Source organism: Candidatus Accumulibacter cognatus (assembly GCF_000584975.1).
Lineage (GTDB): Bacteria > Pseudomonadota > Gammaproteobacteria > Burkholderiales > Rhodocyclaceae > Accumulibacter > Accumulibacter cognatus.
In genome coordinates this window covers 17,155-31,627 of sequence record NZ_JDST02000083.1, presented here as the reverse complement: position 1 = coordinate 31,627, position 14,473 = coordinate 17,155, and the positions used below count along the sequence as shown (strand labels likewise).

Sequence of the window (14,473 nt, the reverse complement as noted above, 5' to 3'; positions counted from 1 at the left end):
GAAGCAAAAAAGGCGAACTTGCGTTCGCCTTTCGGCTGTGGCGGAGTGGACGGGGCTCGAACCCGCGACCCCCGGCGTGACAGGCCGGTATTCTAACCAACTGAACTACCACTCCCGAACGCTCTGCAACACCGTTCTTTCTGGTGGGTGCTGACGGGCTCGAACCGCCGACATCCAGCTTGTAAGGCTAGCGCTCTACCAACTGAGCTAAGCACCCTTCGTGTGACCAAAGCATGAAGTTTGAAGTCTACCGCATCCGTCCCCACTTGGCCAGACCGAAACTACATCCCTTGACCATGGGTCAGCAGGCAGGACCAAACGATGCGCGCGCCCGCCGACAGGCTGGCACTGACGTTCAATGCGTGATGACGGTGGATACATTCTCCGGAGTGGGCGCTGCAACCGGTGGGGTAGCCGGCTCCCCGGTCAACACGGGTTCGGGTTTGCGCTCCAGCGCATGCTCAAGGACCTGGTCGATCCACCTGACCGGAATGATCTCCAGCTTGTTCTTGATGTTGTCCGGAATCTCGGCCAGATCCCTGACATTCTCCTCCGGAATCAACACTCTGGCCAGGCCACCGCGCACGGCCGCCAGCAATTTCTCCTTGAGTCCGCCAATCGGCAGGACTTCGCCTCGCAGCGTAATCTCGCCCGTCATCGCGACATCGCAACAGACAGGAATGCCCGTGAGGACGGAAACCAGCGCCGTACAAATCCCGACACCCGCTGACGGGCCATCCTTCGGGATGGCCCCTTCCGGGAGGTGAATATGAATATCGCTCTTCTGATAGAAATCAAGATCAATGCCGAGCGACTGCGCGCGCTTGCGAACCACCGACAGAGCCGCCTGAACCGACTCCTGCATGACCTCACCGAGTTTGCCGGTGGTGGTCGTCTTACCCTTGCCCGGCAGGACCACCGACTCAATGGTCAGCAGTTCGCCGCCCACTTCGGTCCAGGCCAGACCGGTCACCTGCCCCACCTGGTTCTCGCGCTCGGCAACTCCGTAGTTGAAACGACGAACACCCAGGAATTTGTCGAGATTGCGCGCACTGACGGCAACCTTCCCCTGGTTTTTTCTGAGCAGCAGCGTCTTCACCACCTTGCGACAGATCTTGGAGATGTCGCGTTCAAGCGATCGCACACCCGCCTCTCGCGTGTAGTAGCGAACGATGTCTCGCAGGGCGCTTTCCGCCATCGTCAGTTCGGTGGTCTTCAGGCCATTGTTCTTCATCTGCTTGGGGACCAGATAGCGCTGGGCAATATTGACCTTTTCGTCCTCCGTATAACCGGAAAGCCGGATCACTTCCATACGATCAAGCAAAGGCGCCGGGATGTTCAGCGTATTGGCGGTCGCGACGAACATCACTTCCGACAGATCGTACTCGACTTCGACATAGTGATCGACGAAGGTCGAATTCTGCTCGGGATCAAGGACTTCGAGCAGCGCAGAACTCGGATCGCCCCGGAAGTCCTGGCCCATCTTGTCCACTTCATCAAGCAGGAAAAGCGGGTTCTTGACACCGATCTTGCTCATGTTCTGCAGAATCTTGCCCGGCATCGAACCGATATAGGTCCGGCGATGACCACGGATTTCAGCCTCATCGCGTACGCCGCCAAGGCTCATGCGGACGAACTTGCGACCGGTTGCTCGCGCGATCGACTGTCCAAGCGAAGTCTTGCCGACCCCAGGAGGACCCACCAAGCAGAGAATCGGCGCCTTGAGGCGTTCGACCCGCTGTTGCACGGCCAGATACTCGATGATGCGTTCCTTGACCTTTTCCAGACCCCAGTGATCGGTGTCGAGGATCTTGCCGGCAGCGGCGAGATCCTTGCTGATGCGCGTCCGCTTGCGCCACGGCAGGCCGATCAGTGTCTCGATGAAATTACGTACCACCGTCGCTTCCGCCGACATCGGTGACATCAACCGGAGCTTCCTGAATTCCGCCAGCGCCTTGGCAAGTCCTTCCTTGCTCATTCCGGCGGTCTTGATCTTTTTGTCCAGTTCCTCCAGGTCGGCACCTTCTTCACCTTCACCGAGTTCCTTCTGGATCGCCTTCACTTGCTCGTTGAGGTAATACTCGCGCTGACTCTTCTCCATCTGGCGCTTGACGCGACCGCGAATGCGTTTCTCGACCTGCAGGATGTCGATCTCGGATTCGAGTTGTGCCAGCAGACGCTCGATGCGTGCGCGGATATCGAACATTTCGAGAACTTCCTGCTTCTGTTCGAGCTTCAGGGGCAAATGCGCGGCGATGGTATCGGCAAGTCGCCCGGCATCCTCGATGCCCGCGATCGAAGTCAGGATCTCCGGCGGAATCTTCTTGTTGAGCTTGACATACTGGTCGAATTGCCCGATTACAGCCCGGCGTAACGCCTCAACCTCATGATTGAGGCCCTCATCAGCGATCACCGGACGAGCACCCGCGAAAAACATCTCCTCGCGCGAATCGATGGCCTCCAAACGAGCGCGCTGCGCCCCTTCGACCAGCACCTTCACGGTGCCGTCGGGCAGCTTCAACATTTGCAGAATATTGGCCACGCAACCAACAACGTACAGATCATCGGCTTCCGGATCGTCCTTGACCGCCGACTTCTGGGCCACCAGGAGGATGCTCTTGCCGGCTTCCATGGCCACTTCAAGCGCTTTGATCGATTTCGGGCGCCCGACAAACAGTGGAATCACCATGTGCGGGAAAACCACTACATCGCGCAGAGGAAGCAGGGGTAATTCGACTGGCTCGGCTGACAGCTTGGGGGTTACAGACATCAATTGTGCCCTTTAGGTGAGAGTTCAAGCCCCAAAATGGTGGCAAGAACCTGTATTTCAAGCCGCACAGGAGGCGGCCAGCACATCAGTTGCCGCCAGAAACCTTCGGTTGATCAGCATAGATCAGGATGGGCCGTGCGTCGCCGAGGATCGCGTTCTCGTCGAGAACCACCTCTGAGACATTCTCCATTCCGGGAAGTTCGTACATGGTATCCAGCAATACAGACTCGAGAATCGACCGCAGGCCGCGCGCACCGGTCTTGCGTTCAAGGGCTTTCTTGGCAATGGCCTGCATCGCCGCAGGACGGACTTCGAGCGCCACCCCTTCCATGGCGAACAGCTTCTGGTATTGCTTCACCAGCGCATTCTTGGGTTCGACCAGGATTTGCACCAGCGCTGCCGTGGACAATTCCTCGAGTGTAGCAAGCACCGGCAAGCGCCCGATCAGTTCCGGAATCAAGCCGAACTTGATCAGATCCTCGGGTTCGACGGTACGCAACACCTCACCGACCGCTTTCTTGTTATCCTTGCTCTTCACTTCGGCGCCAAAGCCCATACCGCCACGCTCGGATCGATTGCGAATGACCTTTTCGAGACCGTCGAAGGCTCCGCCACAAATGAACAGGATGTTGGTGGTATCCACCTGCACGAAGTCCTGATTCGGGTGCTTCCGCCCCCCCTGTGGCGGGACAGAAGCTACCGTACCCTCGATCAGCTTGAGCAGCGCCTGTTGCACACCCTCGCCCGAAACGTCACGGGTGATCGAAGGATTATCGGACTTGCGCGAAATCTTGTCGATTTCGTCGATATAGACGATGCCGCGTTGCGCCTTCTCGGTATCGTAATCCGCCTTCTGGAGCAATTTCTGAATGATGTTCTCGACATCCTCGCCGACATAGCCGGCTTCGGTCAACGTCGTCGCATCAGCCATCACGAAAGGCACGTCGAGCATGCGCGCCAGCGTTTGCGCGAGCAGCGTCTTGCCCGATCCGGTGGGACCGATAAGCAGGATGTTGCTCTTGGCGAGTTCAATCTCGTCCCTGCTCTTGCCAAAGTGACGCAACCTTTTGTAGTGGTTATAGACGGCCACCGACAGAATTCGTTTGGCCGGCTCCTGACCAATCACATATTGGTCGAGGAGTGCCGAGATTTCCCTGGGTGTTGGCAGATCGCTGTTTACGCCCTTGCCACCCGGCTCGCTGGCGATTTCATCCCGCACGATATCGTTGCAAAGCTCGATGCATTCGTCACAGATGAATACCGATGGCCCGGCAATGAGTTTCTTCACCTCATGCTGGCTCTTGCCGCAGAACGAGCAATACAGGAGTTTTTCAGTGCCACTTTTCTTTTCCGTCATGTCGACCTACCTCACTTTCAAGCCTGATGTCGGTTGCCCGGATACGCGATCAAATCGCCTCCCGATTGGTCAGCACCTTGTCGATCAGACCGTATTCTGCCGCTTCCTGCGCGGAAAGGAAATTGTCGCGATCGGTATCGCGTTCAATGCGCTCGATTGCCTGGCCCGTGTGATGAGCCATCAGGTCGTTGAGTTTGGCACGCAAGGAAAGAATTTCCTTGGCGTGAATCGCGATGTCCGACGCCTGTCCCTGAAAACCTCCCATTGGCTGGTGAATCATCACACGCGAATTGGGGAGGGCGAATCGCTTGCCATGGGCACCCGCTGCGAGCAGAAAAGCTCCCATTGAGCAGGCCTGCCCCATGCACAGGGTGGATACGTCAGGCTTGATGAACTGCATGGTGTCGTAAACGGAAAGGCCAGCCGACACTGCACCGCCGGGGGAATTGATATAGAAATGGATGTCCTTATCCGGATTCTCGGCTTCCAGAAAAAGAAGCTGCGCCACCACCAGATTCGCGGTCACGTCGTTAACCGGGCCAACCAGAAAAATCACCCTCTCCTTCAGCAATCGCGAGTAGATGTCGTATGCCCGTTCGCCACGACCACTCTGCTCGACCACCATCGGAACCAGGCCGAGCGCTTGCGGACTCCTGTGGTTTTCGTAGTCAATGCTCATTTCGTTTCCTTTACTCGGAGAATCGTGCCTATTCAAGATCACCGGATCAGGACTGCTGCCCCATCAAATCAGCAAAAGCAATCGGCTTGTCGACTACCGTCACCCTCGACAACACCCAGTCAACCACGTTGTCCTCGATCGCCGCAGCGTTGAACTCGGCGAGGCGTTCCGGCTGTGCATAGTGCCAACGGACCACCTCTTCAGGATGTTCATAACTTTGCGCCACTTCCTCAACCATCCTTTTCACCTGCTGCGGCTTCGCCTCCAATCCGCACTGTTTGACGATCTCGGAAAGAATCAGTCCAAGACCAACCCGTCGTCTTGCCTGATCGGCGAACCACTCGGACTGCATCGGCAGCTCTTTGACCTTCAAGCCACGCCGCTCCATATCCTGGCGAGTCGTCTGCATCAAGTGTTCGCACTCTCGGTGAATCAGCCCCTCGGGCACCTCGACGGGGTTGGCCTGCAGTAGCGCATCCATCACGTGGTTGCGAATTCTTGCCTGCAGACGGTTTCTTACCTCGCGTTTGAGATTGTCCTCGACCTCGGCACGCATCTTGGCAAGATCGCCATCTTCAACACCAAGGGTCTTGGCGAAGTCGGCATTCACTTCCGGTAGTACCGCTTCGCCCACTTCCTTGACGGAGATGTCGAAGGTCACCGACTGACCCGCCAGTTCCTTCGAGAAATATTCGGCGGGAAAGGTCATGTCGAAAGACTTGGCTTCGCCTGGGCGCATACCGATGACCGCGCTTTCGAAGTCAGACAGCATCTTACCTTCGCCAAGCACAAAGTGGTAGTCCTTGCCCTGACCACCTGCAAACGGCTCGCCATCCCGCTTCCCGAGGAAGTCGATACTCACCTGGTCATCCTTTGCGGCGGCACGATCGACCGGCTCGTAACGAACGCGCTGCTTGCGCAGGATTTCGATCGTCCTGTCGATTTCGACCGGACCTACGGCAAGTACCGGGCGTTCGATTTCCACGCCATTCAGATCATGCAGTACAACCTCCGGATAGACCTCGAAGGTCGCCGAAAACTCGAGATGCGTTGGGTTGTCGCTGTTTTTCACCTCGATTTTTGGAACGCCCGCAACGCGCAGATTCTGCGCAGTGACGGCAGTTCTGAACAGTTGCGCCAGCGCCTCGCTCAAGGCTTCTTGACGCGCCTGTTGGCCATACTGCAGGCGGGCGATGTTTGCCGGCACCTTGCCTGGCCGGAAACCCGGCATCTTCATGTTCTTGCTGAGGCGCTTGAGACGCTGGTCAACCTCCTTTTCGAAGTCAGCAATGCTGAGCGACAGGTCAAGGCGGCGCTCGAGAGCGCTCACAGTCGGTGTGCCTGAGGCTGATGCGTCAGAAATAACAGCATTCGTTTCCATTAAGAATCCTTGTTCGCTTCTGCGTCCATGTCCGCGCGCCAATGGCGTCTCCGCGCACGTAAAGCGGATGATTCTACAGCAATATCGGACGACTCGAAACACTGCCGTGCAACCAGCCCCCCCGGGATACCTGTTGCGCACATCCAACCTGCCATGGTCCGCAATACGAGTTCTGCGCGGGTGTATGAGGTCGGCTTGTGTAGCCAACTTGGCAACTCGTCTTTGGCCACATGCACACACTCCGACAGCAAGGCCGCGTGCGCTGCAGAAACCTCTGAAATATCGTATCGTGAGAGCCGCTTGCCGCTGCTCCGCTGGTCCGCAGCTCCTGCCAAGCGCGTGTAAGGTAAGCCAGCGTCACCCCGACCAATGCCGACAAACCACCGGAGAATGAAAGTCATGCACGCCACCCTGCCCCTTCTCGCGACCACCACTTTCCCGGCCTTGACCCGGCGCTCGGTGGAAACGGTCCAGGTCAATCTCGGCTATCGTTGCAATCAGAGCTGTCTACATTGTCATGTCAATGCCGGTCCACAGCGCAAGGAAGAAATGACCGCAGAAACGATCGATGCGCTGCTCGCCTTCATCAGCGCCAGCCCCGAAGTCGGGATGCTGGACCTGACGGGCGGTGCACCCGAGCTAAACCCTCATTTCCGCCGCCTGGTCATCTCCGGCCGCGAACGCGGCCTGCGAGTGATCGACCGCTGCAACCTGACGATCCTGGAGGAAGCCGATCATGCGGATCTGGCCGACTTCTTGGCCAGGCACCGTGTCGAGGTGATCGCTTCACTGCCCTGCTATCTTGAGGAGAACGTCGATCGACAGCGCGGCAAGGGCACCTTCGAAGCGAGCATCAAGGGCTTGCAACGCCTCAATGCGCTGGGTTATGGCATGCCGGACAGCGGCCTGATCCTGAATCTGGTCTTCAACCCGCAAGGCCCCACGCTACCGCCGCCGCAAGGACCGCTAGCCGTCGCCTATCGTGCGCATCTCGGACACGGATTCGGCATCGTTTTCAACCAGTTGTTCACGCTGACCAACATGCCGATCCAGCGCTTCGGATCGATGCTGGTCTCGAAGGGCCAGTTCAACAGTTACATGCAACTATTACGCAGCGCGCACCGGGACGAGAACATCGAGCAGGTCATGTGTCACAATCTGCTTTCAATCGACTGGCAGGGCTACCTTTACGACTGCGATTTCAACCAGCAGCTGGGTTTGCCAATTACCGGAAGCGGTCACCGGCGCCTGCACATCACCGATGTGCAGGCGGCCTCGCTCGACGGATATCCGATCCAGGTGGCCAACCACTGTTATGGCTGCACGGCAGGCCAAGGATCAAGTTGCGGCGGCGCACTGGGTGGCGAGATGGCCGCTGCACCGACCTGCGGCGCCTGATTGTAGCCGTACCCGCCAGCCAGGCAAGCACTCTATCGACATCACGGAGGAGATCAGAACCATGAGCACCCAGCACCTCGACGGTATCAAGGCGTGTGTATTCGACGCCTACGGCACGCTCTTCGACTTCAACAGTGCAGCGCTCGCGGCCAGCGACGAGATCGGCGAGAACTGGCAGCGCCTTTCCGAACTGTGGCGCCAGAAGCAATTGCAATACACCTGGCTGCGCGGACTCGCCAGCCGACATGCAGACTTCTGGCAAGTCACCGGCGAGGCGCTCGATTTTGCCCTGAACACCCTCGGTATCGACCGGCCCGGCCTGCGCGAACGACTGATGGACCTTTATCTTCATCTCGGATGCTACCCCGAGGTTCCCGAAACGCTGCACCGGCTACAGGCAGAGGGAATGCGGCTGGCGATCCTCTCGAACGGCACGCCGGCGATGCTCGCGGCGGTGGTCCGCCACAGCGGCCTCGAGAATGTCTTCGATGCCGTGCTGTCGGTCGAGGAAGTGGGCGTCTTCAAGCCACACCCGGCAGTCTACGCGCTAGCCTGCGAACGCCTGCAACTCGCCCCGACGGCGATCTGTTTCCTGTCGTCGAATGCCTGGGATGCCTATTCGGCCAAGGCTAGTGGCCTGCGAGTCCTGTGGTGCAACCGCTTCGGACAGGTGCGAGAACGGATTCCCGAGACACCCGATGGCGAGATCAAGGATCTCTCTGCCCTACCCGACGCTGTTTCCTCTCCCGTTTGCGGGCGAGAGGCGATGGGTGAATCACCGACGCGACTCTGACATTATCGCAACGCCTCATTCACGCGATCGCAGCGAACGACTGGCTTTCCCCGGCGTTGTCAGTGACAGCAACAGCAGGAAACAGCCAACGACGGTCGCGGCCATGCCGCCCTGCAGGACGGTCGCGAGTTGAAACGTTCCCAGGTAGTAATTGCCCGCCAGACGCAGTACTGCGGCGGTGATGCACAACAGCAGGCCACCGATGCCGGCGACACGTCCCGACAGGAGCAGAAAGGCATCCATTCCTCACCTCATTGCATAACGACAAAATATGATTCCAGCCATTTCCCGAGCAGCGTACGACATCAGGCCGACACCGCTCAGGCAAAGCAACGGATAGCCAGCAGTGTAGGCCAAATTGCCGAGTCCGGACAGGGAAGTGTGGCTGCGTCCGGTCGTCTTGACGCACCCCCTGCAATAAAGACCTCCCGCTCGGATCGGGTCCAATACCGAATAGACTCTTCGGACCACCATTCAAGGAGGACGCCATGCTCGCCGCCCTGACCCAATTGCTGCTTTTTCAGCTCGTCGGCGAAGTCATCGCCCGAGGCATCAACCTGCCACTTCCCGGTCCGGTACTCGGAATGCTTTTGCTCTTCCTCGCGCTCATGCTGCGCGGCGGCCCTGGCCAGGAACTGCAGTCGACCGGCCAGAACCTGCTGCAACATCTCTCACTGCTCTTTGTGCCGGCTGGCACCGGCATCATGGTGCATTTGCACCGTGTTTCCGATGAGTGGCTGCCCCTGCTGCTATCCCTGCTGATCAGCACCGCTGCCACCCTTGTCGTCACAGCGCTGGTGATGCGCCTTTGTCAGCGCCGGGCGCCATCCACCGAAGAAACCCCATGAACCCGCAATTCAGCGAAATCTGGGTCTACCTGTCGGCCTCGCCCCTGCTCGGCCTGAGCATGACCCTGCTGGCCTACCAGGGTGCGTTCTGGCTATACCAGCGCTCAGGCCAGAACCCTCTGGCCAACCCGGTACTGATCGCGGTATCGCTGCTGGTGCTGTTCTTGACCTTGACCGCGACACGCTATGAAACCTACTTCGCTGGCGCCCAGTTCGTCCATTTCCTGCTCGGACCGGCCACAGTGGCGCTCGCCATTCCTCTCTACACCCAGTTCAAACGGATCAGGACGATGCTGCTACCCGTGATTGCCGGTCTGCTGGCAGGCAGCCTGACGGCCGTGCTATCGGCCGTACTGATCGGCCGCTGGTTTGGCGCTAGCCTGCCGACGCAGCTGTCACTGGCGCCGAAATCGGTGACCACGCCCATTGCCATGGCCATCGCTGAACGGATCGGCGGCATTCCCTCGCTGACGGCCGTACTGGTGATCATCACCGGCGTGCTGGGCGCGGTTGGCGCCCGCACCATTTTCGATGCCATGAAGGTCCGCGACCCGGCCATCCGCGGCTTTGCCATCGGCGTGGCTTCGCACGGGATCGGCACGGCAAGAGCCTTTCAGGTCAATGAGCAGAGCGGCGCCTTTGCGGCACTCGCCATGGGCCTCAATGGCGGACTGACCGCCCTGCTGGTGCCCCTGATGGCCAGCTGGATCGGCAGGGGCTGACGGCGATGAATCGCATACCGGCTCTTTCACTGCCCGTGCCAGTAACGGTGATACTCGGCCCGATACGCGGAGAGAGTCAGCCCGCTGGCCAGCCTGATGCGCACCGCGCCATCCCGATCGGTGCGCCACACCCGACTGCCTGAATAACGTTCAACGACCTCTGGACGGGGATGCTGGAAACGGTTGCGGTAGCCGACGGGAATGATCGCCTCACGGGCACCGACGGCAGCCACGAAGTCGGGCGTCGACGAAGTGGCGCTGCCGTGATGCGGCACCAGCAGCACGTCGCTGCGCAACAGGGGAGCGGCCCGATCGAGCAGGGCCTGCTCGTCGCGCGCCTCGATGTCGGAGGTGAGCAGGATGCTGGCGAAGGCATTCTCGATCCGCAGCACGCAACTCATGTGGTTGGTTCTGGCGGCCTGATGCCCGTAGGCAGCGGCATCGGGATGAAGGATCGTGAAGCGAATGCCGTCCCACTCCCAGACCTGCCCGGCCTGGCAACGTTCGCCGGGCAGTTCGGGAAGCGACGACAAGGTCCGCGCTATTGGTACGGCCTCCTGCACGGCAACGATGCCACCCGAGTGGTCCTTGTCGCGATGGGTCACGATCAGCGAATCGAGTCGCCCGATCCCGCTGGCGCGCAGGTAGGGGACGATGATGCGTTGGCCGGCGTCCGACTCGGCGCTGTACAGCGGCCCGGTGTCGTAGAGGAGATTGTGTCCGGCGGTACGCACGACAACCGCCAGTCCCTGACCGACATCGAGGACATCGACCCAGGCCTCTCCCACCAAGGGCCTCTCGGCGGGAGAGAACAGCACCGGCAGCAGCAGACACAGGCCCAGCCAGCGTGCAGGAAAACCGCGTGGTAGAAGTAACCAGATCACTCCGAGCACCGCCACCAGCGTCGCCGCCAGCGGCGGTGCCGGCTGTTCCCAGACCGGCCAGATCGCCAGCCATTCGAGAAAGCCCATCAAACCGGACAGCAGCCAGTGATCAAAGTAGAGCAGCGGCGGCCAGGGAAGGACGGTGAAGAGCAGCGCCAGCGGCGTGATCATGAAGCTGATCAGCGGGATCGCGAATGCGTTGGCGAGTGGCGACACCAGCGAGAACTGCTGAAACATCAGCAGCAGCAGCGGCAGCGTCCCGAGGGTCACCGCCCACTGCGTTGCACCCCAGTTGGCAAGCGCTGCTCGCCAGCCACGGGAAGCCCCCAGACGGGCCGTACCGACAAAGAAGAGCAGCCCGACGGCCGCGAAGGAAAGCCAGAATCCCGGCGCCAGCACCGCCCAGGGGTCGAGCAGCAGCACCGCCAGCAATGCCAGCAGCAGGCTGCGGCTGGCGCCGAGATTGCGGCCCGAGTACAGCGCCAGAGCGACGACGCTCAGCATGTAGACCGTCCGCTGCGCCGGCACGGCAAAACCGGCGAGCAGGGCATAGCCGAAAGCCGTGAACCAGCCGGCCGCGATCGCCGCTTTCTGCGCCGGCAGAAAAAGCATCAGCCGCTCGCTGCGCCGCCACAACCAACCAACCAGACCGCCAAACAGCGCCGCCACCATCGTCACATGCAGGCCGGAGATCGACATCAGGTGCGTCACTCCGGTTTGCCGGAACAAGCGCCACTGCGCTGCCGGGATCGCCTGCTCGTCGCCGATCGCCAGCGCAGCGAGAATGCCCACATACGGGGCCTCGGGCAAAACCCTGAAAAAGGCACTGCGAATGTGCTCACGCCAACGCTCGATGACGTAGGCAGGCCGCAGCACGAAGTCGTCGAGACGCTGTGCCTCGGCGAGCGGACGCACATAGCCGGTGGCGCGCAGGCCACGCTCGAAGAGCCAGGCCTCGTAATCGAAGCCATGCGGGTTGGCGTTGCCATGCGGGCGTTTGAGACGAACGGTGAAGCGCCAGCGCTCGGCCGGGCGGATCAGCGGAGCATCACGCCACTCGTCTTCGCGCCAGCCGTGATACCAGGAAAGCATGATCCGCCGCGGCAGACGCGCGCCGGGCGTTGCCACCGCCTCGACATCGAATGCGCAGCGTTCACCACGCTCGAAGGCATGCGGCAGCGCCGCGACGACGCCGACGACCTGCACATCACGCCCCTCCCACTCGGCCGGGAGCTGATCCAGCAGTCGCTGCCCGGCGAGCAGTGCCGCCCAGGCCAGACCCAGCATGGCACAGGCGATTGCCGTGGCGATTCGTCCCAGGGCGTGCCGCCAGCGGCCGCAGCAGAGCAACAGCAATGCCCCGCCGATCAGCAGGCCAGCGACCAGCGACAACGCCGGCAGCGTCTCCTGAAGCTGCAGGCAGCCGACACCGAGAGCAAAAGCAAGAATGTTGCCGCGCATGACGAATTAAAGCAGATTCTGCTCTCGTCAGGCAGCCATCCGTGCGTCTGACATCCGGCGACCCCCCGCGATCGGGATTTCCGGTGGTGCTGCCGTCAAGGTCCCGGCGTGCGTGACCCTGAGGGATCTCAGCTCAGTCTGAAGCGCCGCACCTCGGCTTCGAGACTTTCCGAGAGACGTTCGAGCTGTGCCGCCGTGGCGGCGTTGCCGGCAACGGCGGAGGAGTTCTCTTCCGCCATGCGGGCGACCCGCTCGACGCTGTGGGCGATCTCGTTGTTGGCTACACTTTGCTCACGCAGGGCGTTGGAGATGTCGGCCACTCTTTGCACGACCTGCCGCGCATTGCCGCCGATTTCGGCGAGCGAGCTGCCCGCCTGCCGAGCCAGCGTGACGCCTTCGGTAACGCGGCTGACGCCAATCTTCATGCTCGCCACGGCGTCGCTGGTGCCCGCCTGGATGGCGGAAATGGTTTCCGTGATCTCCTGCGTCGAGCGGCTGGTGCGCTCCGCCAGTTTGCGAACCTCGTCGGCGACTACCGCGAAGCCACGACCCGATTCTCCGGCGCGCGCCGCCTCGATGGCCGCGTTCAATGCCAGCAGGTTGGTCTGGTCGGCAATGTCCTTGATCACATTGACGATTAACGAGATCCGTTCCGACCGACCGCCCAGCTCGGAGATAATCGACGCCGAGTGATTGACCACCTCGGCAATTCTTTCGATCGCTTCGATGACGTTGCCGACGACCCGGCCACCATCGGAAGACAGACCATCGGCGAGCGCCGCAATCCGGTCGGCGTCCTGCGCATTGCTCGACAGGTGTTCGATCCCGGCCGTCATTTCCTCGACTGCCGCGGCCATGGTAGACGCCGCCTCGCTCTGCTGCTCGCTGCCATGCTTTACCTGTGCTGCCGACGTGGACAACCTTTGCGTCGCTTGAAGAACTTCGCCCGCGCTGCGATGGACGTTCTGGAGAAGGTGGCGAAACGCCTCAGCCATTTCGTTGACACCGTCGCCGACCAGTTTCAGCTCATCGCGGGTGCCGAGTTCCACGCGTACGCTAAGATCGCCGGTCGCCAGCGTTCGCGCGTTGTCGACCAGTTGCTGGATACAGCCGACCGTTGCGTAGTAGAAGCCAATCGAAATGTAGGTAAATAAAATCAGCATGAGAAGCGATACGGCGAAGCTGAAGATCAAGTCGCGTTCCATCCGGTCGATCCGCCGTTGCAGTTGCTGCTCGAGTGCCGGAAAGAGGCTTTCGAAGAGTTCCTTGTAACCGGTGTCGATCGCCGCGGTGGTCAACGCAAAGTACTCGCCCGGGGGGGTTGCATAGGCACCGGAGAGTACATCCTGGTTTACCAGCACGCTCAGCTTTTCAGTGGCTTCCGCCAGTTCCTTCGTCACCTTGGCGATGACTGGTTTCAGACCAGGGTTTTGGCGTGCGGCAGCCTCCAAGTGATGCTGTATTTCGTCGACGTTGTCGATGAGCCCGCTCAGGAGCACCGTCATTTCGACTGTTTGCTGCAGGGTCAGCGTCTGTTTCTTGGTAAGCGCTCCCGTACCCAGCGCCCGCAACTGGCCCATGTGCTCGATGGCCTTCGGCAAGTGGTCGATGATCCCGTTGATCAAATTCACCAGATCGATGTCGGGATCGTTGGACTGCGAGAAGTGATCGCCGACACCCCGCTGCAAGTCCAGCAGTTCGGCGATCGTTCGGTTATGGGTCAGGAAATTTTCTCTTGGAATCAGATCCAGGCCGTCACGCTCGATGCTCGCCCAGTTGTCGACGACCTTCTTCCACGAGTCGCTGGCGGTCAGCTCTGCTGGCAACTTGCCTTCGACGATCTTCAACGTTTTGTTCACTTCCTCTTGCCGCACCGCACGGGGGGCCTTCATTCCGTCATTGCCACTCAACACGCCGGACGAGAGGCCACGATGGATTTGCAGGTGCTGTATCAGAAGGTTGATCGGCTTCTGCACCTCGATACCGGCCAATTCCTGCCGCGAACTGTCGATCACCTGGTGCAGGCTCTGGTAAAGGTTGACCAATAGAACGCCGATCGCCACCAACGCCAACGCTCCCATGATGACGAATTTTCGCGTGTAGCCGACGCGGTTGAGCAGCACGATGGCCGGGGTAAACAAGCTTTTCATGGGCAGCCACCTCCAGGTTATTACATTCTC

At 60.3% G+C, this 14,473-nt stretch carries 11 protein-coding genes and 2 tRNA genes; 4 read left to right on the top strand and 9 right to left on the bottom strand.

Features of this window, described 5'->3' with window-relative positions:
- Nucleotides 1–38: 38 nt before the first annotated feature.
- From AW06_RS15385 to tig, 6 genes are all read right to left on the bottom strand, one after another.
- Nucleotides 39–115 (bottom strand) — tRNA-Asp (locus tag AW06_RS15385).
- Nucleotides 116–141: 26 nt separating this feature from the next.
- Nucleotides 142–217: transfer RNA gene (locus AW06_RS15380), tRNA-Val, on the bottom strand.
- 138 nt (nt 218–355) lie between these two features.
- Entirely contained in the window at nt 356–2,770 is a 2,415-nt protein-coding gene (lon, locus tag AW06_RS15375) for an endopeptidase La (RefSeq protein WP_034951750.1), read from the bottom strand.
- Nucleotides 2,771–2,855: 85 nt separating this feature from the next.
- Nucleotides 2,856–4,127 carry an ATP-dependent Clp protease ATP-binding subunit ClpX gene (gene clpX / locus AW06_RS15370; protein WP_034951749.1) on the bottom strand — a complete coding sequence of 424 codons (1,272 nt, stop codon included), beginning with the start codon at nt 4,125–4,127 and terminating at the stop codon, nt 2,856–2,858.
- A gap of 49 nt (nt 4,128–4,176) precedes the next feature.
- Nucleotides 4,177–4,806: an ATP-dependent Clp endopeptidase proteolytic subunit ClpP gene (gene clpP / locus AW06_RS15365; RefSeq protein WP_034951747.1), complete on the bottom strand. Its 630-nt coding sequence runs from the start codon at nt 4,804–4,806 to the stop codon at nt 4,177–4,179.
- Nucleotides 4,807–4,852: 46 nt separating this feature from the next.
- A complete protein-coding gene (gene tig / locus AW06_RS15360; RefSeq protein ID WP_138677750.1) occupies nt 4,853–6,187 on the bottom strand; it encodes a trigger factor in 1,335 nt (444 codons plus the stop codon).
- Between the two features lie 399 nt (nt 6,188–6,586).
- Here tig and arsS point away from each other — a divergent pair, with 399 nt between their 5' ends.
- Together arsS and AW06_RS15350 are read left to right on the top strand one after the other, a co-directional pair.
- Complete coding sequence (arsS, locus tag AW06_RS15355; RefSeq protein ID WP_034951743.1) at nt 6,587–7,585, top strand: arsenosugar biosynthesis radical SAM (seleno)protein ArsS; 999 nt, start codon at nt 6,587–6,589, stop codon at nt 7,583–7,585.
- A gap of 61 nt (nt 7,586–7,646) precedes the next feature.
- Nucleotides 7,647–8,378 carry a haloacid dehalogenase type II gene (locus tag AW06_RS15350; RefSeq protein ID WP_273704779.1) on the top strand — a complete coding sequence of 244 codons (732 nt, stop codon included), beginning with the start codon at nt 7,647–7,649 and terminating at the stop codon, nt 8,376–8,378.
- A 15-nt stretch (nt 8,379–8,393) separates the two neighbouring features.
- Here the strand turns inward: AW06_RS15350 and AW06_RS15345 are convergent, their stop codons facing one another.
- Nucleotides 8,394–8,621: a hypothetical protein gene (locus tag AW06_RS15345; protein WP_034951741.1), complete on the bottom strand. Its 228-nt coding sequence runs from the start codon at nt 8,619–8,621 to the stop codon at nt 8,394–8,396.
- A 245-nt stretch (nt 8,622–8,866) separates the two neighbouring features.
- Here AW06_RS15345 and AW06_RS15340 point away from each other — a divergent pair, with 245 nt between their 5' ends.
- Nucleotides 8,867–9,226, top strand: coding sequence for a CidA/LrgA family protein (locus AW06_RS15340; RefSeq protein WP_034951739.1), 360 nt, complete (start codon nt 8,867–8,869; stop codon nt 9,224–9,226).
- Nucleotides 9,223–9,948 (top strand): LrgB family protein, encoded by a 726-nt coding sequence (locus tag AW06_RS15335; protein ID WP_034951737.1) that lies wholly within the window; start codon nt 9,223–9,225, stop codon nt 9,946–9,948. Before AW06_RS15340 ends, AW06_RS15335 begins: the two co-directional genes overlap by 4 nt.
- A 26-nt stretch (nt 9,949–9,974) precedes the next feature.
- Here the strand turns inward: AW06_RS15335 and AW06_RS15330 are convergent, their stop codons facing one another.
- A complete protein-coding gene (locus AW06_RS15330) occupies nt 9,975–12,293 on the bottom strand; it encodes a DNA internalization-related competence protein ComEC/Rec2 (protein ID WP_034951735.1) in 2,319 nt (772 codons plus the stop codon).
- 128 nt (nt 12,294–12,421) lie between these two features.
- A complete protein-coding gene (locus AW06_RS15325) occupies nt 12,422–14,443 on the bottom strand; it encodes a methyl-accepting chemotaxis protein (RefSeq protein WP_034951733.1) in 2,022 nt (673 codons plus the stop codon).
- Between the last annotated feature and the right edge of the window lie 30 nt (nt 14,444–14,473).

Excerpts from the sequence above, each read along its gene's own strand:
- lon (WP_034951750.1), bottom strand. The coding sequence starts at position 2,770 with ATGTCTGTAACCCCCAAGCTGTCAGCCGAGCCAGTCGAATTACCCCTG.
- clpX (WP_034951749.1), bottom strand. The coding sequence starts at position 4,127 with ATGACGGAAAAGAAAAGTGGCACTGAAAAACTCCTGTATTGCTCGTTC.
- clpP (WP_034951747.1), bottom strand. The coding sequence starts at position 4,806 with ATGAGCATTGACTACGAAAACCACAGGAGTCCGCAAGCGCTCGGCCTG.
- tig (WP_138677750.1), bottom strand. The coding sequence starts at position 6,187 with ATGGAAACGAATGCTGTTATTTCTGACGCATCAGCCTCAGGCACACCG.
- arsS (WP_034951743.1), top strand. The coding sequence starts at position 6,587 with ATGCACGCCACCCTGCCCCTTCTCGCGACCACCACTTTCCCGGCCTTG.
- AW06_RS15350 (WP_273704779.1), top strand. The coding sequence starts at position 7,647 with ATGAGCACCCAGCACCTCGACGGTATCAAGGCGTGTGTATTCGACGCC.
- AW06_RS15345 (WP_034951741.1), bottom strand. The coding sequence starts at position 8,621 with ATGGATGCCTTTCTGCTCCTGTCGGGACGTGTCGCCGGCATCGGTGGC.
- AW06_RS15340 (WP_034951739.1), top strand. The coding sequence starts at position 8,867 with ATGCTCGCCGCCCTGACCCAATTGCTGCTTTTTCAGCTCGTCGGCGAA.
- AW06_RS15335 (WP_034951737.1), top strand. The coding sequence starts at position 9,223 with ATGAACCCGCAATTCAGCGAAATCTGGGTCTACCTGTCGGCCTCGCCC.
- AW06_RS15330 (WP_034951735.1), bottom strand. The coding sequence starts at position 12,293 with ATGCGCGGCAACATTCTTGCTTTTGCTCTCGGTGTCGGCTGCCTGCAG.
- AW06_RS15325 (WP_034951733.1), bottom strand. The coding sequence starts at position 14,443 with ATGAAAAGCTTGTTTACCCCGGCCATCGTGCTGCTCAACCGCGTCGGC.